We start from the raw sequence: 18619 nt of genomic DNA on the forward strand, positions 1-18619 counted from the left end.
GCATACGGCGCGGTCGTCGTACGCAAGCTCCTGCGACTCGAAGGCGCCGTCTTGCTCAGTCCGGTGGACCGGCCGCGGCGGACCGTGAGGTAATGCTGGATAGCGGCTGTGGTTCGGACCAGGAGAGAGGGCGTCCTGCTTCCAGGTTCGTGCCGGTCGGCGGTGTGGGGCGCAGGCTGATGAGGCTGCCAATGTGGAGGTCGGTCGTGGTCCCGGGGCTCCGCAGGGCTGTCGGGGTGGAACCGATGAGCAGGCGAAAGTCGCGGTTGAGGTGCGCCTGGTCGGTGTATCCGCATTGGGCGGCGAGCGCGGGTAGTGATGGCGGGTTGGTGCCTGTCAGGAGCCGGATGGCGTAGTGGCATCGGGCTATCCGCCCGACGGCTTTCGGCGGTAGCCCGATCTCCCGGTGGAAGCGAGTGGCCAGATGTTGCCGACTCAGGCCTGCCCGTTCCGCGAGGTCGTCGATCTTGACGGCACCGCCCGATATCGTCAGGTTGCACCAGCTGCGGTCGAGCGAGTTCGGTAGTTCCGGTTCGTCCAGAAGCCAGCTCGACAACCGGCGGTCGAGGATCCGGAACCGGTGGTTCGAATCCCGGGCCTCCTGCAGTTCTTCCCAGAGAAATCTGGCTCGTGCGCCCAGGAGATCGTCGAGACCCACGCTGGTTTGGCCGATTTCCCGCAGTGGCAGGCCGAAGAGCGCTCGGGCGCCCAGCGGGGTCAACTCGACGATGACCCCCCGCTCCCGGCCCACTCGCGTGTAGACCATCGGCTTGGTCGACAGCCCGACGACAGGGGAAGCCTTTTCCAGCGGTGATCCGGCCACCGGATGCCGAACCGGTGTGTCCAGATCGATGACCACCACGACCGAGTTCAGCGCCGCCACGGTCCGCGTCTCCGGCACCGGTGCGATTCGCTGAAAAGCCAGGTAGAAACTGACCCAGCGCGCCAGCCGGCGATCCGGTAACCGGGACTTCCAGAACTCGTCGTCGGACGACGGAGTCTCCTCCACTGCTGTTCCCCCAGTTCCGGCGATGCTGTGCGACATCGTGGCGCGGACAGAGCATGGCAGGACATGCGCTCCCGGCGAAGCCTCCTGACCGTGAATGAACCGAAAAGAGGCAGCCGAGATTCATGGCGGTGAAGCCTGATACGACATTAGCCGGTTCAGATGCGCCCAGATGTACCATTGCGCAGAGAGAGACCATGACACCGCCATAGCCGCGAAGAGCGGCCTGGCATCCGGCGCGAAAGATCGGCGACCTTACATTTTTCCAATCCAAGGGGCGGTGTTCGTCGCTAACCTCGGGTTCGCGTTCTCGGCTCGATGAGCAACAGCTCGACACGGATGTCAACTCGCCGGCGGGTAAGGGGTGTGCCCGAAGCGGCTCGGCGTGAGATCTGCCGTGCGGTTCGAACGTGCCACTGGGGAGAGGCTTTGCGGAATCAGGGGGACCGAACCAGGACAACATCATGCGTAGGACAAAACTTGCATCCGTGCACGTCGCAGCGTGCCTCGCGCTGCCGATCAGCGCAGGTGACGCGCTTGCCTCAGCGTCGCCGGTCCGGGGGCGCAGGACCGGCAGGTGGTCGTCGCCCGATCGTTCCAGGGCATCCTGAAAACTTCGTCGACAGCGCGTGCGTGGGCCCAAGAGCCGCCTGGTTGTGTCCGTCCATCGGCCGGGCCCGGTGCGGGGCCGGGAATTTACCCCGTCGTCATCGAGCATGTGTTCGCGGCTTTACTGGTGGCCGATGAGCTACCGCTCGCAATGCGCGGGCGGCTGATCCGTTTCACAGTTACAACCCCGCCTTGCTTATAGTCCAATTCGCCAGATTATCCGCCGCTGATCAATGAACGATTGGTCTCGGACACCTCAGAGTGCCTGTATCGCAGTGAATCCGGTTTCTGTTCGCATCGAACGCGGTCAAGTGGATATCACCCTAGGGGAACTATATGAGATTGCGAAAAAGGTCCGCAGTAGTGTCCGTCGTGGCCCTGCTGGTAGTAGCGTGGGGCATCGTGACGGCTTCGCCCGGCATGGCAGCCGAGACGACGTCGACCCTGGGCGGTCCGATCAGCCGGACCGAGGTCATCAGCCGGGCGAAGGCCTGGTACGACCACAATCCCGGCCCATACGACCAGAACGCGTTTTCGACCGGCCCCAGCGGTGACGGTTCCTACCGCCATGACTGCTCCGGCTACGTGTCCATGGCGCTGCATCTGGCTCACAGTCCCAGCACGGGCGAGTTGCCGTCCTATGCGACCGAGATTTCGCGGACGGAACTGAAGCCGGGCGACTTCCTCAATCGATCCAACGCGCAATACCCGGTCGGGCACACGTTCATCTTCGAGAAATGGGATGACGACAACGGCAACTTCAGCTTTTACAGTTGGGGCGCGACGCCGATTCAGCACGGCCACACCAACATCAACAACCCGACACTGGTCGGCTGGCCCAACAGCAGCTACAGGGCATACCGCTACAACAACATCCTCGAGGACGCTCCCAGACCGCCGGGCGCATCGTTGTCGGGTGATGCCCGGGCGGAGATCGTGGCTCTGCAGGGCGATGGCACTGCAACGGCTTGGTTCAACGCGCGTGGCTTCGCTGAGCCGCCGTGGGGCGGGGACAGCAAGAAGATCGCTGCTGGGCTTGGTGCGCCGAACACGGTGCGGATGGCTGATCTGGACGGCGATGGCCGCAAGGAATTCATCAGTGTGCAGCCGAACGGTGACATTGTCGCTTGGTACAACGCGCTCGGATTCGCCGAGATGCCGTGGGGCGGCGACAGCAAGAAGATCGGCGTAGGGTTCACCGATCCCAGCCGGGTGTTCTTCGCCGACCTGTCCGGCGACGGCAAGGCCGAGATCATCGTCCTGCAGCCGGACGGCGTACTTACGGCCTGGTACAACGCGCTCGGTTTCGAGGCTATGCCGTGGGGGGCGAGCAAGACGATCGGAACCGGATTCTCTGACCCGGCCCGGATCCGTTTCGCTGACCTGTCCGGTGACGGCAAGGCCGAGATCATGAGCATTCAGCCGGACGGCACGATCACTGCCTGGTACAACGCGCTGGGATTCGAGACCATGCCCTGGGGCGCAGCCAAAACCGTGGGAACCGGATTCACCGAACCAAGCCGCGTTCTCTTCGCCGACATCTCCGGCGACGGAAAAGCGGAGATCGTGACCGTTCAACCCGACGGCACTGTGACGGCCTGGTACAACGCCCTCGGATTCGAGACCATGCCCTGGGGGCCATCGGCCACACTCGGCGCCGGATTCCCGGAACCTGCCCGCGTGCTCTTTTCCTGACGGCTTGAGCTCACCCCGAACCCGTATGGCCCCGCAGGCCGGCAAGAATTTCTCAAGGAGCTGCCCGCAATGAGTTATCTGAACATCAAAGCAGTATTCGTCGGAGTTGTCTCAGTGGTCTTGATGAGCGTTGGTCTCCCCGCCGCGGCCGATCCGGTGACCGACGAAATGGCCGCCAACCTCATCGCCCTGCCCTGCGTCGCGGGCGGGCCGACCCCCTCGGACGCGTCCCTCGCCAATGAGCTGAACCCGCTTCTGGGGAACAAGATGAGAGGCCACATGAACGCATACCGCGTGTCATGCGCCCGCGCGATCATCGACGAGGTCAAGGCTCGTGAGTTCAACGAGCGTGCCGGCGCCATCGCGATCGCCACCGTCATCGTGGAGACCAGTATCTCGAACTACGACGGCGGTGACGCGGACTCGGTCGGCCTATACCAACAGCGCGCCGGCTGGGGAAGTTTCGAGGAGCGGACCAACCCGGCGATCGCCACCGGCAATTTCCTGCGGGAGATGGTCCGGCTCTATTCCGAGAACTCGTGGAACTTCGCGCCGATCGGCGACGTCGCCGCGAACGTGCAGCGACCTCGCGAGGATCTGCGCTACAAGTACGGCGTCGAGGCAGGCGACGCCACGATCATCGCCCACAAGCTGTGGACCGGCGAAACACGGCACGGCTCGTCATTGTCGGGTGATGCCCGGGCGGAAATCGTTGCTCTGCAGGGCGATGGCACTGCAACGGCTTGGTTCAACGCGCGTGGCTTCGCTGAGCCGCCGTGGGGCGGGGACAGCAAGAAGATCGCCACTGGGCTTGGTGCGCCGAACACGGTGCGGATGGCTGATCTGGACGGCGATGGCCGCAAGGAGTTCATCAGTGTGCAGCCGAACGGTGACATTGTCGCTTGGTACAACGCGCTCGGATTCGCCGAGATGCCGTGGGGCGGCGACAGCAAGAAGATCGGCGTAGGGTTCACCGATCCCAGCCGGGTGTTCTTCGCCGACCTGTCCGGCGACGGCAAGGCCGAGATCATCGTCCTGCAGCCGGACGGCGTACTTACGGCCTGGTACAACGCGCTCGGTTTCGAGGCTATGCCGTGGGGGGCGAGCAAGACGATCGGAACCGGATTCTCTGACCCGGCCCGGATCCGTTTCGCTGACCTGTCCGGTGACGGCAAGGCCGAGATCATGAGCATTCAGCCGGACGGCACGATCACTGCCTGGTACAACGCGCTGGGATTCGAGACCATGCCCTGGGGAGCAGCCAAAACCGTGGGAACCGGATTCACCGAACCAAGCCGCGTTCTCTTCGCCGACATCTCCGGCGACGGAAAAGCGGAGATCGTGACCGTTCAACCCGACGGCACCGTGACGGCCTGGTACAACGCCCTCGGATTCGAGACCATGCCCTGGGGGCCATCGGCCACACTCGGCGCCGGATTCCCGGAACCTGCCCGCGTGCTCTTCGCATAGTTGCCTCTGTCAAGCGACTTCGGAACCAGAAGGTTCCTCAAGGGCCGCCGATGAGCTTCAAGCCGGCACCGTACTGCCAGGGAAGCATTCAAGTTCTACAGGCAGGAGTATCCTCCGTGAAGGGAGTGGTCGTGTCGACCATGTCAAGAAGAGTCCTGACCTTGCTTTCGGTGTTCCTGGTCATGACTGGGGGTGCTGGGCCCGTACCGGCTGTCGCGCAGGCTGACCCCGTAGCGCCAACTCTGCGTGTCACCGGAAGCGAGAAAGGACAAGTGCATTCTTCTCCTGCGGGAGCAGAGGGCGTCGGGTTCGGTGTGACATCGGACATCCCCAATCTTTCTCTCTTTCAATGTGTCACGGCTGGGTGCAATGAAGGTCATGCGAATCAGCAGTGGCCGATCCGGGATGACCTGGCGGACATCTGCTACTTCACGAACGTCAACTCACCGGAGACGGCTTGGCACCTGGTGCTCGACCATAACCCGATCAACGAGGTGGTCGGAATCGTCCGGTCATATTACCTCCAAGGTACGCTCATAAGACAGAATTGCAACACGGTCGGGGTCGGCGTTACGTCGGACATCCCGAACCTTTCTCTCTATCAATGTCCCACGGTGGCGTGCAATGAAGGTCATGCGAATCAACAGTGGCCGAAACGGGATATTCTGGCGAATATCTGCTATCTCACGAACAGTGATTCGCCGGATGGGACTTGGAATCTGGTACTCAACCAGAATCCTCTCAACAGGGTGGTCGGATTCGTCCGAGCGAAATATCTCAAAGGTACATTGACCGCGCAACGCTGCTAACGGTTCGCGTGGGGCAAGGTGCCTATTCAGGAATCTCGGATATTTCCGACCTTGCCGCCGAGGTGCCGTCGAAGTGGCAACGCCATCCGTCACGCGACCCTGCAAGCCGATAGCTACCGTGCGGTGACTTCCTGCCGGATCGAGCACGGTAGCTATCGGCCTGTGGGCGTTTACTTCTCGTGCCACCCCGGACACGGAGGCCGGCGGAAGAGGCCGGACGCGAAGCCTCGATCGCCGCTTGATCCCCTTCCCCGCAAAGGATGAGCGCAGTTGACCACGAGGTTCCTTGGGCAACTCTGAGCGCCCAGCGAGATCCCGGCTCACGAACCCGACGCAGACTCCTGACGCGACAGTTTGTCCAGGTCACGTTTGCGGAACCCGTGGTGGGCCCATTCACAGCACGACGACCCCGCAGATCGCGGCGAACAACCGGGTTCGCTTGTGTCCCTTGAGGATTTCCATGTTCCCGTCCTTGTCAGTCCAGGTCGATCGGGATCTCGGCGGGCTCCGGGCCCGGCGCCCAGCGGGCGGGTAGCTTCGCGTCGCGGTACTCACCGATGACGGCTGCCGCGCCGAGGCGCGCCACGTAGGTGCCGGTGCGGAAGTCCGCGGGCACGTCGAAGGTCAGATCGGGGCCGGGGTCTCCGAGGGAGCCGAGGGTGATCGGTGTTTCCCTGCTGCCCGGTGCGGCAGGCACCACGGTGCCGTCGGGGAGGCGCAGCTGGAACGAGGCTGGATCGTCGACCTTGAGCGTGAGCAGCGGGCCGGGCAGCACGTTGCCGGACAGGGTCGGTCGCGGAACCGTCAACCACGCGTGGCCCGGCGCGGCCCAGCCGTTGCCCGGACTGTACGGCGTGAGCAACACCGCCGGATCACTCAGGATTCGGGACGGGGCATAGCTCTTGAGGCCCATGTCCAAGGTGCCGCGATAGCTGTGTCCCGCCACCGAAACGCCGATCGGTACGTCGTCGCGGCGCCACACAAGCTTCTGCGTCGTCTTGCGGTAATAGCCCGCGATCTCGTCACTCGCCCGGAGCCCGGTACGCACATCGACGGTCTGCGTCCGGCCCGCGTCGGTCACCCGGACGGAGACCGGCACGCCGACGGGAACGCCGGCCACGACGAGCAGCCCGTCCCGGGGAAGACCGAACCTGCCGGCACTCGGCCGCAGCGGAAGCTTCGCCAGCTTGATGGGAACTCCGGCGACCACGAGTTCGGCGACCGGCGCGGGATCGGCGTCACGCCGTGTCCAATGGCCGGAACGAACCGCCGGATCCACCTGGAACACCAACAGTTCCTGGCCGGGCGCCGCCCTCACGGGCTCGTTCACCGGCAGGTTCGGCGGATGGCCGGTGATCGCCCGGCCGGTCGCCACCCAGGCGATCTTGAGCCCGAAGTGCGGCCCGGTGAGATAGCCGGACCCCGCCGGATGGGTCACCGAGGACATGCCCGATGGCGGAACCACCGGCGCCGGCACGTTCCGGGTGATCTCGCGGACCGTGCCCGACGGCAGTTCCGGCAACGCGGCTATTTCCCGGCTTTCCCGCGCCGAGTCGGTCGGCGCGGCGGAATCAGTGGTACACCCCGTCAGAAGGAGAGCGCCCGCACAAACCGTGGCCGTCAGGAATCCAGAACAGCGTCGGATCCTCCGAGGTTTCCCGGGAACTTCCGGTTTTTCCTTAAGCGGCGGCGTGGTTTCGGCGATGGCGGATTCGTTCTGCGGCATGACCGATCCCCCTTTCCTTCGATCGCGACCCGTACATGCATGAGGTGGCGTCGAAAAGAGGATCGGTTAGTAACGAATAGATCACGCCTTGGAACAGGTGGCCTGAACCGCGAGAATCGCGTCAGTGATCAACAGATACGGCGGGATCAAGCCCCGTCAGAACGCTTCCCTCAGGTACTTCTTGATGGCGTTCCGCGCCTCGTGAATGCGGAACTTGATCGTGGTCAACGGAAGATCCAAGTGCGCGGCGATGTCGTTGTACTGCCAGTCGGCCAGGTCCCGCAGCACGAACGGCGCGGTCAACTCCGGCGACCGCCGCTCCAGCTTGTCCAGCGCCTCCAGCAGGTCGACGCGCGAACCGGCGATCACGCTCGTCGTCCGCGGGTCGGGCCGCGGCGGCAGTTCCTCCGTCGGGTACTCCGGCGACTTTCGCTTGAGCTTCGTGTAGGTCTGCCGCACGCTGTTGACCACGACGCTGTAACGCCAGGTGCTGAACTTGGACCGGCCCTCGAACGTCGCGATGTCCCGCGCGACCGCCCACAGCGCGTCCTGGCAGGCTTCTTCGGCGTCGGCCCAGAACTGGAGCATTTTGGCGCACCGGCTCAACACCGAAGGCCGGATCCTGCGAAGCAGCTCGCCGAGCGCGGATTCGTCACCGTCCGCCGCACGGCGGGCGAGTTCGTCGTCGGTCACGTCGTCCACTTGATTCTGCACCCGCCGTATCGAACTGGTCGCTGTCCGCCATCATAGGATGGTGACTCCCCCAGCCTTCATCGGGCGCTACGCCATCAAGCGGTCGCTCGGCTCCGGCGGCTTCGCGACCGTGTGGCTCGGCTTCGACGAGCGCCTCGACGACCACGTCGCGATCAAGGTGCTCGCGGAGAACTGGGCGCAGCGGCTCGACGTGCGCGACAGGTTCGTGCACGAGGCGCGGGTACTGCGCCGCGCCCGGTCGCCTCACGTCGTACAGGTCTTCGATATCGACGAACTCCCCGACGGCAGGCCCTACTTCGTGATGACCTACGCCGACGGCGGGAGCCTGTCCGATCGGCTGGAGCACGGTCCCCTGCCCGCCGAAACCGCGCTGGGCTACGGCGCCGTGATCGCCGCGGGTGCCCAAGACCTGCACGACAGCGGAGTGATGCACCGCGACATCAAGCCGTCCAACGTGTTGTTCCGGTCCTCGTCGGAGGTGCTGATCGCCGACCTCGGTCTCGCCAGGGACCTCGACCGCGGCTCACGTCTCACCATGACCGCCGGCACTCCCGGCTACATGGCTCCGGAACAAGCCGACGGCGACGCGACGATCGATCATCGCGTGGACGTCTACGCGATCGGAGCGACGGTGTACCGGGCGCTCACCGGCCACACGCCGGTGCTGGGAGCGGTCACACCCGTCGGCCAGGTGCGCCCGGACCTGCCACCCGGCGCCGACGCGGTGCTGATGCGGGCCCTGGCCACGCATCCCGGCGATCGCTGGTCCACCGCCGGCGAGCTGGCCGAGGAACTTCGGCGCGTCGCGAACGGCCAGGCGGGCAACGAGGCGGCTGCCCCGCCGACCAGGTCGAGGACCCGCCGCTGGTGGATCGCCGCCGTCGTCGCGGTGCTCGCGATCTCCGCGACGGTCGCCGGCGTGCTGATCGCCGCGAACCCGGGTGATCGCCCGGCCGGCGCACTGGCACCGGCCGCGATCTCCGCGTCGTCGTCCAGTGCGGCGCCCGTGCCGTCGCCCGCCGGCTCCACCTCGGCGACGGCCACCCCTTCTTCACCGCCCGCCGCGACCACGTCCGGCCCCGCCGCGCCACCCGTGACCGCCTCTCAGCCTCCGCCATCGCCGTCGACCCCACCGGCGACCACGCCGAAGTTGCCGAGGCAGGAAGCCCCGGACTCCAAACCTCCGGCGACCTGCACGAATCCGCGCACGATGTGCTTTTACCCGCTGGAGAATTTCTACGGGACGCCTGAGGTGCACCCACTCGACTGGTCCGCGGACGGAACTCAATGCCGCAACACCGCGAAGCCGTTCAAGTCCGTCTACAACCACGGCGACCAGAGTCAGCGGATCTTCGCGGGAGCCAGCTGTTTCGGCCCGCTGAGCAGCCGCGGCGGAGTCGTCGAGGGTGGTTCCGGATGGCGGTACGTGGACGGCGCGGCGTTCCAGCACACCTGAGCGTTATTGATCCGTTACTAACGAATCGCCGCTCGCACACCACCCAAGTGACATGCCAGAAAGTACGCGAAGCGAGCCGAGTCGCGCGGCTGAAGTCATCGCGCACACCCCGACCCGGCAGGCCGAGGTTCGCCGCATCCTCGACCTCGTGCGCAAGGCACGCGCCGCCACTGAAGACAATTGCCTCCCGCCGGCCTTCTCGCCATGGACGAGCATCGACGCGGCCAAGCTGCTGGAGGCGGGCGCGAGCGTCGAGCAGGCGGCCCGTTGGCTGCACTGGGGAGGCCTCCGACGCGGCGAACGCTCGAGTGTCCCTGATCGTGCGACAGGGGCGGGATCGGCCGTGCACCGCACGATCTTGGTGGTCGACGTGGAGGGCTTCGGCGACCCTCGGCGAACCCTTCCCCACCAGCTAAGCACTCGCGCGGGCCTGTACCGCGTGCTGGAACAGGCGCTGCGGGCCGCCGGGGTGCGCTGGACCGACTGCTACCACGAGGACCGCGGCGATGGCGTCCTCGTCCTCATCCCGCCCGAGTCGCCGAAAGCCCCGCTGGTCGAGGTGCTGCCCGGGGCACTGGCCCAGGCACTGCGGTGCCGGAACGCCGCCGTCCCTCTCGAGCAGCAAACCCGTTTGCGGATCGCCGTGCACGCCGGGGAGATCGCTTTCGACGACCACGGCGCCACGTCCACCGCCCTGATCACCACCTTCCGACTGCTCGACGCCGCAGCGCTGAAACACGCACTGGCCGACTCACCTGGCACGGTGGCCCTGATCGTGTCCCGGTGGATCTTCGACGAGGTCGTTCGACACTCGGCACTGCTCGACGCCGCAACCTTCCGATCCGTGCCGGTCGCGGTGAAGGAAACCCAAGAGACGGCCTGGATCGCCCTGCCCGACCACCCCTACCCCCACGACCCGGCGGCACTGGACCAGATCGCCGATCCCGGCGCGGCTCGAAGCAGCTCTGCGGTGGTTCCCGCCGACTGCCCGCAGCTCCCGCCCTGTTCGTCGGCCACGACGAGTCAATGAGGAGAAGGGCAAGCGTGTCGGTCGCGGGGCGGGTGTTGTCCTGGGTGACGCCGGTCCTGGCCGGGGCTGAAGGTTCAGATCGCGTGGGTCGGGTTGGTCGTGAGTGGCGTTTCGGGTTCTATTGAGGGGTAGGGCAAAGGTGGCGTTGTGGCTGAACCCAAGGTGAGCAAGGGCGTGACTCGCGTGATCAGAGACGGATCTCGCGTGATCAGACGCCGAACTCCCTGATCGCCGCCCGATCACACGTGAACGCCCATCCCGCCCGAACACGACACGTTCGACCTTCCCCTCAATAACCCTCGTTGCCCTTCACGACCCGGTTCGCAAAGTACTTGAACCGGGACACCTGAATCTCGAAAGTGTCCCTTAAGGACGGTCAAGGAGCTTCAGTTCTCCCTGGCGAGCCTGCTCCGGTCGGCGACATCCCCGATGGTGCCGGTGATGTCGCCGACCGTCGAGATCACTGGTCAGCAGGTGCAGACGCCGCCGTTGTTGACTCCGGCGACGCCGGTGCCACCCGCGAGACCACTGGCGCCGGACGGCGTGGCGATGGTGTCCGCCCCGTCGTTGACGGTCCCTGAGTTCCCGAGACCGCCGGCACCCGCGGCACCGCCGATGCCACCAGGACCACCGGGGCCGCTGCAACCGGTGCCACCATTACCGCCGACGGCACCATTGCCGCCCTTGCCACCGGTCGCGGTGATGAGGTCCACACCGGTCCCGCCGGTGAGAGTTCCGGAGTTCCCGATCCCACCGGCACCACCCGCGCCACCGACACCGCCGGCGCCGCCGGGCTGGACGGCCGCGGAACCGTTGCCGCCCTTGCCTCCGACGCCACCGTTGCCGCCGAGCCCGCCATTGGCCTTCAGCGTGTCGACGCCGGCACCACCGTTGACGGTCCCGGAGTTCCCGACACCACCCGCACCGCCGGCACCTCCGACGCCACCGGCACCGCCACCATGGCCGCAGCCGGCGACGCCACCGGCCGCGCCGGTACCACCGGCACCACCGTTGACGGTGACGCTGTCGAGCCCGGCATCGACGAGATCATCGTTATAGGCTCCCGAGTTCCCGACGCCACCGGCCGCACCCGCGCCACCGATACCCCCGGCACCCGCACCGCCGGCGACACCACCACCGTTGCCGCCAAGGCCACCGAGACCGCCGTTGCCGCCCTTGCCCGCGGTGAGGACGACAGTGTCATTGCCGACGCCGCCGGTGACGTTCCCGGCGTTACCGGCACCACCGATCCCGCCGACACCACCACTACCACCGGCGCCACCGGCACCGCTGGCGAAACCGACCCCGCCCTGGCCGCCGTTCCCGCCGTTACCTCCCGCACCACCGAGGACCGTGACGCTGTCCGTGCCGTCACCGGCGTTGATGACACCGGTCGCACCCACACCGGCACCGCCGACGCTCCCGGCACCGCCGTTGCCACCCGCGGTACCCGCGGGCGTACCCGCGTTACCGGCCGCTCCCGGAGGACCGTTGGCGCCCAGGGACCCGGCGACGCCGGTCACCATGATCGTGTCGTTGCCCGCCAGGCCGTTCACCGTCCCGTTCACCGCACCACCGGTGATGGTGATGACGTTGTTCCCCGAAGTGCCGTCCAGCACCTGACCGGCGGGAATTCCGGCGGTGCAAGTGAAATTGGCGCCGCTCTGGGTGCACCCCGGCGGGAGCGCCCACGCCTGCGAGGGAACCGCGAGTGCGAACCCCGCCGCGGTGCCCACACCGATCATGGCCCGGCCGACCCGGCCTGCCGTACTGATACGCGCTGTCGATTTCATGATCAACTTTCCATGGGTGAAAGGGATCCGGGACTGATGCCACGGACCTGCGAGGGGTGTGATGACCGAAAGTCCGGGGCCATCGCCCGGCGCGGAGAGCACCGGATCAACCAACACCCTCGACACGGCCGACCCTTCGCCCCTTCACCAGGGTTTGCAAGCGCAACCGTGGCGGGTCACCCATACGTGATCAGGCTCCACGGATGCCACAGATAGCGGCCACCGTCAGCTGACGAACATATCCGCCGCGAGGCACCCGATCACCTGCCGCATACGACACTTTCGCCGGGCGTCAGGCTCGAAATCGAAGACCGAACCGAGGGGACTCGTTGACCCTTTCGCCAACCCGGCGCGTTCATACCTTCGGCCCGGCGAGTTCCTTGCCGAGCACGGCACCCCAGTCCCGCGCCCGCGCCGGCTCGCCGTCGCGCAGCACCGGCTCCTGCTTGTCCGTTCTGACCAGGAAACTCTCCGGCGGGGCGAGCGGAACGAAACCGAGCCACCGGACACCGTCCACCGCCTGCCTGCCGGCCTCGGTCCGGCTGGAGGGCCAGGACATCCCGTGTACGTGCGTCGGACCGCCGACCACGAGCAAGCCCGCCTCCGCAACGCTTCCGACGTCGTCGACGTTCACGACATCCACCTCGGCGTAGGGCGACAGTCCTTCGGCCACCGCCTTCGCCACTTGCTCGGTGTTCCCGAACATCGACTCGTACACCACCATCGCGCGCATCATGATTCCCCTTGTCCTGTCAGGGAAAGCTTGTGAGAAGCGCTGCCGCCGGTCCCCGGCATGACGCCATGGTTCGATCCGGTCCTGTTTCCGTCAGAAGCCGCGGCCGAGCACTTCGTCGACGGCGCGGCGCGGACTGGCGGGCACCGCGCCGGACGGGTAGCCGAACCGCATGAGCGCCTGCGGGAAACCGGCCAGTTCGAGGTCCTCGCACAACGCCGAGCGCACCTCGGGCAAGTGCAGGGGCTGGGTCAGGATGGAGCCGACGAGACCCCCGTCGACGGCGTCGAGCCAGGTGCCCTGCAGGGCGTGACCGGCCTTCAGGTGGTCGTGGCGCGTGTCGTCGAGGGTCAGGAACACGAGCAGCGTCTCGTCCGCCAGGCGCCGCTTGAGCACCTCCCTGTCCGGCAGGGCCGTCCTGGCCCGGACCAGACCCGCCCAGGGCAGGGAACCGGGCGGGAGAGCCGTCGCGGCGATGCCTGCGCCATGGCGCAGGGACATCTCGTCGTGGACGGTCCACAGCGCGAGCTCGCGCTGATACCCGTGATCGTGTTGGAAGGCCTCCGCCGCGAACTCGAGCAGGTCCGCGACCCGGGTCAGTTCCAGTTCGTCGCGGATCGGCCTCGCCTGGACACCGGCCGCGGCCGCGGTGGCTGTCAGGTCCCCGATCCGTGCCGGCGAGACCGGCCGGCCGGAAAACCGCTTTCGGTAGCTGCGCCGCCGCTCGATGGCGGCATACCGGTGCAGGTCTTCCGCCGACGGCAGTGACCGCTCCCCCGGTTCGACCGTCGCCACCAGCTCCGGCCGCTCCGGATCGGGGAACGTCACCGTCCGGGCTTCGTAGCCGAGCACGCGGATCGCGAGCTCCAGGTTCGCCAGCGCGGCACCGCAGGACATCAGGCGGTCCCGTCCCAGCGGATCGTGTTCGGGCAAGGGCAGGTCCCGGCGCTCACCGAGCAGCAGCCGGTCGTGCTCGAACTCCAGGAGCCACGGCTGGATGTTGTGCACTGACGGCGCCCTCAGCAGGGTCCGGGCCAGTACCTCGGTCTCCGAGGCCGACCAGGGTCCGCGGTGCCTTCGTTCTGCCATGTTCCGTCCTCCGCACTGTGTGTCGGGTTCGACCGTGCTCCCCCATGGGGGTGCGCGCGCAGGTACGGAGGGCTCCGATATCCGGGACCTAAGCCCCGCCTTTTCCCCGCTCGCCCGAGTAGGTTCATGCGGTAAGGCCACGATCTCGCGGCAGGAGGACGATCCGATGACGACCAAGGTGTTCCTGGTCGACGACCACGAAATCGTCCGACGTGGGCTCGCCGACCTGCTCGGCAACGAAGCGGACATCGAGATCTCCGGCGAAGCGGCCTCGGTGTCGGAAGCGCTCACGCGGATTCCCGCCAGTGACACCGACATCGCCGTGCTGGACGTCCGGCTCCCCGACGGCACCGGCATCGAACTGTGCCGGGAACTGCTGTCCACCCGGCCGGATCTGCGCTGCCTGATGCTCACGTCCTACGCCGACGACGAGGCGCTGTTCACCGCGATCATGGCCGGAGCGGCCGGCTTCGTCCTGAAACAGGTGCTGGGCATCGACCTCGTGTCGGCGATCAGGACGATCGCCGACGGCGGTTCGCTGCTCGACAGCCGCACCACCGCCGCGCTGATGAGGCGCATCCGCAGGGAGAACGACCGCAACGACCCGACAGCGTCACTATCGGAACAGGAACACGCCGTCTTCGACCTCATCGGGGAAGGGCTCACCAACCGGGAGATCGGGGAACGCCTTTTCCTCGCGGAGAAGACCATCAAGAACTACGTCTCCCGGATCCTCGGCAAACTCGGGATCCAGCGCCGCACGCAGGCAGCCGTGCTGGCGACCGAACTGAAGCGGGAAGACCGGACACCACTGTTCGGCGAGCACTGAGTCCTTTCAGGACAAGGGAACCTGCCACACGACGCGGGTCCCGCCCCCCTCGCGTCCGGTGAACTCGGCCAGGCCTCCGCAGCGTTCCGCTCGCTGCGCGAGGTTCTTCAGGCCGCTGCGTCTGCCGTCCTCCGGGATGCCGATCCCGTTGTCGGTCACTTCGACGACCAGGTCGCGATCGGCCTCGACGGTCACGGCGATGTCGTTCGCGCCGGAGTGGCGGATCGCGTTGCTCAGCGCTTCGCGCACGGCCGCTTCGGCGTGCTCGTGCAGTTCCACGGGGACGATGGTGTCCACGGCGCCGCTGATCCGCACCGACGGCGTCGCCCCCGGATCGGTCGACAGCTCCGTGATCACGTCGAGCAACCGGCGGCGCAGGCTGACGGACGTGTCGGACCCCGACGAGTGCAGATCGAAGATCGAAGTCCTGATCTCGCGCACGGTCCGGTCGAGCTGTTCGACACCGTGCGCGAGGCGGTTGCGGGCGAGATCGTCCGTGACCCGCGGCACGATGCTCTGCAGGCTCATACCGGTGGCGAAGAGCCGCTGGATGACGTGATCGTGCAGGTCCTGCGCGATCCGATCACGGTCGGCGAGTACATCCAAGAGCCGCTGGTTGCGCTGCTTCTCGGCGAATTCGAGGGCGACGGCCGCCTGGTCGGCGAACGAGGCCAGCATGGGGATCTGATCGGCCTTGAACTGCTGAGCCCCCTTCTCCCGGCCGACGACCAGAACCCCTCCGACCCCGACCGCGCCGGTCAGGGGAACCATCACGCCGGGCCCGCTGAGCATGGTCTCCACAGCCGCGGGGAAGACGCCGTCGAGATCGGTGACGAGACTCGCCTGCCCGCCGTCGAAGACATCCTCGATCGCCGGATGCTTGCTCGAAATCGAGGTCCCGGGCAGCGCACCCGCCCGCTCACTCGCCATCGCGGCCACGGTCAGGGAGCGCGCCTCCTCGCCGGCGGTCTCGGCCAGCAGGATCATCACCCCGCGCGCGTCGACCAGTTCCCGGACGCTCCTGACGATCAAGCCCAGCGTGTCGGTCACCGAAGCGCCGGCGAGGAGCTCGCCGTTCACCTTGGCCACCGCTCCCAGCCACCGCTCCCGGGTACGGGACTGCTCGAACAGCCGGGCGTTGTCGATGGCCACCCCCGCCGCCGCGGCCAGCGCCCGCAAGACCACCTCGTCGTCCGCGGTGAACTCCGCCGCTCCCCGTTTCTCCGTCAGGTACAGGTTGCCGAACACCACGTCCCGCACACGGACCGGGACACCGACGAAGCTGTGCATGGGCGGGTGGTTGGCGGGAAAACCCACCGACGCCGGGTGGCACGACAGATCCGGGACCCGGACCGGATGCGGCTCCCGGATGAGCAGGCCGAGGAGACCTCTGCCCTCGGGAAGATGCCCCATGGTCTCGCGGGTTTCCGGATCGATTCCCGCGTAGACGAACTGCGAGAGTCCGTCCTCGTCACCGAGGACACCCAAAGCACCGTAGTTGGCGTCGACCAGCTCGACGGCGGCCTGCACGATGCGTTGCAGGGTCGAATCGAGTTCGATGCCGGTCGCCACGGCCAGTACGGCGTCGAGCAGTCCTTGCAACCGGTCCCGCGTCTTGAGGATCTCCGCAAGCCGGTCCTGGACCTCGTGCAGCAATTCGTCGAGCCGCAGCTCGGTCAGCACCACCGCGCTGGGCGGTGGCTCGTTTCCGGCCACTGGCCGCTCGGCCGACATCGCGTCTCCTCTCGGCAGGAGGTGGCGGCTGGGCTACCCGGCCGGGTAGCCCAGGCGCATGATCACTCCCGGGAACCCGGGCAACGCCAGCTCGGAGATGAGCCTGTCCCGCACTGACGGTACGCGCAGGGGCCTGGTCAGCGCCGAGGCCGCTATCCCGCTTTCGATCCCGGTGAGCCAGGCGAGCTCCATCGCACGCCCGATCGAGACCTGCGCGGCTCGCCGATCGGAGTCGGCGCCGATGATCAGCAAGGTCTCCCTCGTGACGCCCGGCCACACCGGGGGCGGGTCTTGGCCGGGTGGTGCCGGCCGGTCGGCGAACCCGCCGGCGGTCCAGGCCGATGTCCAGTCGGCCGGCCGGGCCGTTCCCTGGACTGATCCCGCCGCTTCGAGCGCCACGGCCAGCGGCCGCAGCTCCCCCGGGGCCACCACCCGGCACAGCACGTCGCCGGGGACCCGGCCGACGATCCGATCCAGCAGCGCCGGAGCCACCGGCGTCCTGGAGAACGCGGTGCCGTGGCCTCGCCGGCGGGAGATCGCGGAGTAACCGTGCAGGTCCGCCCCCGAGGGCGGGAACCGCCTGCCTGCCATCACGACTGCCACCAACGGCGCTCGATCCTCGACGGCCAGGCTGACCCGCGCGTTCCAGCCGAGGACGCGCATGGCCACGGCCAGGTTCGCCAAGGCCGCGCCGCACGAGATCAGCCGATCGCGCCCGTCGTAGCCGGAATCGGAGCCGTGGACGTCCTCCCACTCGCTCAGCTCGGCACGCCGGCCCGGCAGCGCCAGGGACCATGGCTGGGAGTTGCGTACCGACGGGGCGCTCACCGCGGCTCGGGCGAGCACCTCCACTTCGGCGGCCGTCCACTCTCCGCTCGGCGGGTCGTCCGGCTGCTTCATCCCCTCGCCTCCCTCCTTGCCCGCGTTCCGGCTCGGCCAGAGGGCGTCATTCCTTCGGTTCGACGGCTTTCTCCGTCGGGTTCACGACCGTTATGACGCCTTCGCCCTGACGACCGCTCCGGGCGGGCGGCGCGGCGTCGGGACGCCGGGAAAGCCATACCCCAGACGGAAAAGCGTTTGCGGATAGTCGGTTCCGCCGAGCAATGCGCGCAGTTCGGCACGCGCGGAAGGGATTTCCATGGGCTGCGAGTAGAACGAGGCGCTCAGCCCCTCCATGGTCGCGGTGAGCAGTACGCGTTGCATGGCCCGGCCCGCGCGGAGCTGGGCCACCGGACCTTCATCGGGCGTCGTCAGCACCGCGACGACCGGATCCCGCTCGTAAGACCGGGGCGCGTCGCTGTCGTGGAAGTGCCGTACCGGCAAGAGCCCGCCCGCCGAGCGCGGTCCGCCCGCGAAGGCGGGCACTCCGTCGTCGCGGTCGTGCGCGCTGGTCCACGACCTCATCTCCGCCTGGAAAGCGTCGTCCTGTGTCTGCAGGTGGTCGGCGCGCCGCAGATCCCCGGCGCTCGGGCGGTGCCGGTCGCCGATTTCGACCCGGGCCAGCAACGACGGCCTGGTCCGGTCGGGCATCAGGTCGGTGTCCGGGAACCATCCGGCGGCGGCGATCGCGAGTTCGATGTTCAGCAGGGCGGCGCCGCAGGCGAGCCGGGCCTCCCGTCCATCGGGGTCGCACACTTCGAGCACCCGGTCTTCGTCGAGATACAGCTCCACCACACCGGGCTCCAGCTCGAAGAACCACGGTTGGGTGTTGTGCGGCGACGGTGCTCTCACCGCCGCCTCCAGCGCGGTGGCGAGTACCGGGGAATCGGTGAGGATCATCGTTGCGCTCCAAGCCGGTCGGTGGACGCTTCCAGCGTGTTCCGGCTCCGCCCCGCACGGGAGTGCCGTGGGCCCCGGCGACCCGGGACCTTCGGCACCCCTTCGGAACGGAAGCCCTGGAAGAAGGGTCGTCCGTCCCGGGTGACC

General features: G+C 67.3%; 15 protein-coding genes. 6 read left to right on the plus strand and 9 right to left on the minus strand.

Annotated features, from left to right (window positions below; genetic code table 11):
• Positions 1–55 precede the first annotated feature (55 nt).
• Positions 56–1045, minus strand: a complete 990-nt coding sequence (locus BKN51_RS20390; RefSeq protein ID WP_233224313.1) for a helix-turn-helix domain-containing protein — start codon at positions 1043–1045, stop codon at positions 56–58.
• A 933-nt stretch (positions 1046–1978) separates the two neighbouring features.
• Between BKN51_RS20390 and BKN51_RS20395 the strand changes: the two genes are divergently transcribed.
• From BKN51_RS20395 to BKN51_RS43175, 3 genes are all read left to right on the plus strand, one after another.
• Positions 1979–3310 carry an FG-GAP repeat domain-containing protein gene (locus tag BKN51_RS20395; protein ID WP_158306853.1) on the plus strand — a complete coding sequence of 444 codons (1332 nt, stop codon included), beginning with the start codon at positions 1979–1981 and terminating at the stop codon, positions 3308–3310.
• Between the two features lie 69 nt (positions 3311–3379).
• Complete coding sequence (locus BKN51_RS20400; protein WP_158306854.1) at positions 3380–4780, plus strand: FG-GAP repeat domain-containing protein; 1401 nt, start codon at positions 3380–3382, stop codon at positions 4778–4780.
• A 131-nt stretch (positions 4781–4911) separates the two neighbouring features.
• On the plus strand, positions 4912–5589 hold the full coding sequence (locus BKN51_RS43175) for a hypothetical protein (protein ID WP_146044353.1): 678 nt from the start codon (positions 4912–4914) through the stop codon (positions 5587–5589).
• Positions 5590–6064: 475 nt separating this feature from the next.
• Here BKN51_RS43175 and BKN51_RS20405 read toward each other — a convergent pair whose 3' ends face one another.
• Both BKN51_RS20405 and BKN51_RS20410 read right to left on the minus strand, forming a co-directional pair.
• Positions 6065–7111 carry a hypothetical protein gene (locus BKN51_RS20405; protein WP_101609154.1) on the minus strand — a complete coding sequence of 349 codons (1047 nt, stop codon included), beginning with the start codon at positions 7109–7111 and terminating at the stop codon, positions 6065–6067.
• A gap of 360 nt (positions 7112–7471) precedes the next feature.
• On the minus strand, positions 7472–8029 hold the full coding sequence (locus tag BKN51_RS20410) for an RNA polymerase sigma factor (protein ID WP_101609155.1): 558 nt from the start codon (positions 8027–8029) through the stop codon (positions 7472–7474).
• A 40-nt stretch (positions 8030–8069) separates the two neighbouring features.
• Between BKN51_RS20410 and BKN51_RS20415 the strand changes: the two genes are divergently transcribed.
• Both BKN51_RS20415 and BKN51_RS20420 read left to right on the plus strand, forming a co-directional pair.
• Positions 8070–9485 carry a serine/threonine-protein kinase gene (locus tag BKN51_RS20415; RefSeq protein WP_158255771.1) on the plus strand — a complete coding sequence of 472 codons (1416 nt, stop codon included), beginning with the start codon at positions 8070–8072 and terminating at the stop codon, positions 9483–9485.
• Positions 9486–9537: 52 nt separating this feature from the next.
• Entirely contained in the window at positions 9538–10515 is a 978-nt protein-coding gene (locus BKN51_RS20420; RefSeq protein WP_101609157.1) for a hypothetical protein, read from the plus strand.
• 467 nt (positions 10516–10982) lie between these two features.
• Here the strand turns inward: BKN51_RS20420 and BKN51_RS43180 are convergent, their stop codons facing one another.
• The 3 genes from BKN51_RS43180 to BKN51_RS20435 all read right to left on the minus strand — a co-directional run bounded on the left by BKN51_RS43180 (position 10983) and on the right by BKN51_RS20435 (position 14130).
• Complete coding sequence (locus BKN51_RS43180; protein ID WP_158255772.1) at positions 10983–12308, minus strand: hypothetical protein; 1326 nt, start codon at positions 12306–12308, stop codon at positions 10983–10985.
• Between the two features lie 355 nt (positions 12309–12663).
• Positions 12664–13032 (minus strand): flavodoxin domain-containing protein, encoded by a 369-nt coding sequence (locus tag BKN51_RS20430; protein WP_335645082.1) that lies wholly within the window; start codon positions 13030–13032, stop codon positions 12664–12666.
• A gap of 102 nt (positions 13033–13134) precedes the next feature.
• Positions 13135–14130, minus strand: coding sequence for an Acg family FMN-binding oxidoreductase (locus BKN51_RS20435; RefSeq protein WP_101609158.1), 996 nt, complete (start codon positions 14128–14130; stop codon positions 13135–13137).
• Positions 14131–14296: 166 nt separating this feature from the next.
• On the opposite strand from BKN51_RS20435, the gene BKN51_RS20440 reads away from it, so the two are divergent.
• A complete protein-coding gene (locus BKN51_RS20440) occupies positions 14297–14959 on the plus strand; it encodes a response regulator transcription factor (protein ID WP_101609159.1) in 663 nt (220 codons plus the stop codon).
• 6 nt (positions 14960–14965) lie between these two features.
• On the opposite strand, the gene BKN51_RS20445 is transcribed toward BKN51_RS20440, so the two are convergent.
• The 3 genes from BKN51_RS20445 to BKN51_RS20455 all read right to left on the minus strand — a co-directional run bounded on the left by BKN51_RS20445 (position 14966) and on the right by BKN51_RS20455 (position 18472).
• Complete coding sequence (locus BKN51_RS20445) at positions 14966–16693, minus strand: GAF domain-containing sensor histidine kinase (protein WP_101609160.1); 1728 nt, start codon at positions 16691–16693, stop codon at positions 14966–14968.
• 33 nt (positions 16694–16726) lie between these two features.
• Positions 16727–17593, minus strand: coding sequence for a nitroreductase (locus tag BKN51_RS20450; protein ID WP_101609161.1), 867 nt, complete (start codon positions 17591–17593; stop codon positions 16727–16729).
• A 90-nt stretch (positions 17594–17683) separates the two neighbouring features.
• Positions 17684–18472, minus strand: coding sequence for a nitroreductase family protein (locus BKN51_RS20455; protein ID WP_101609162.1), 789 nt, complete (start codon positions 18470–18472; stop codon positions 17684–17686).
• Positions 18473–18619 lie beyond the last annotated feature (147 nt).

Source organism: Amycolatopsis sp. BJA-103 (assembly GCF_002849735.1).
Classification (GTDB): Bacteria; Actinomycetota; Actinomycetes; order Mycobacteriales; family Pseudonocardiaceae; genus Amycolatopsis.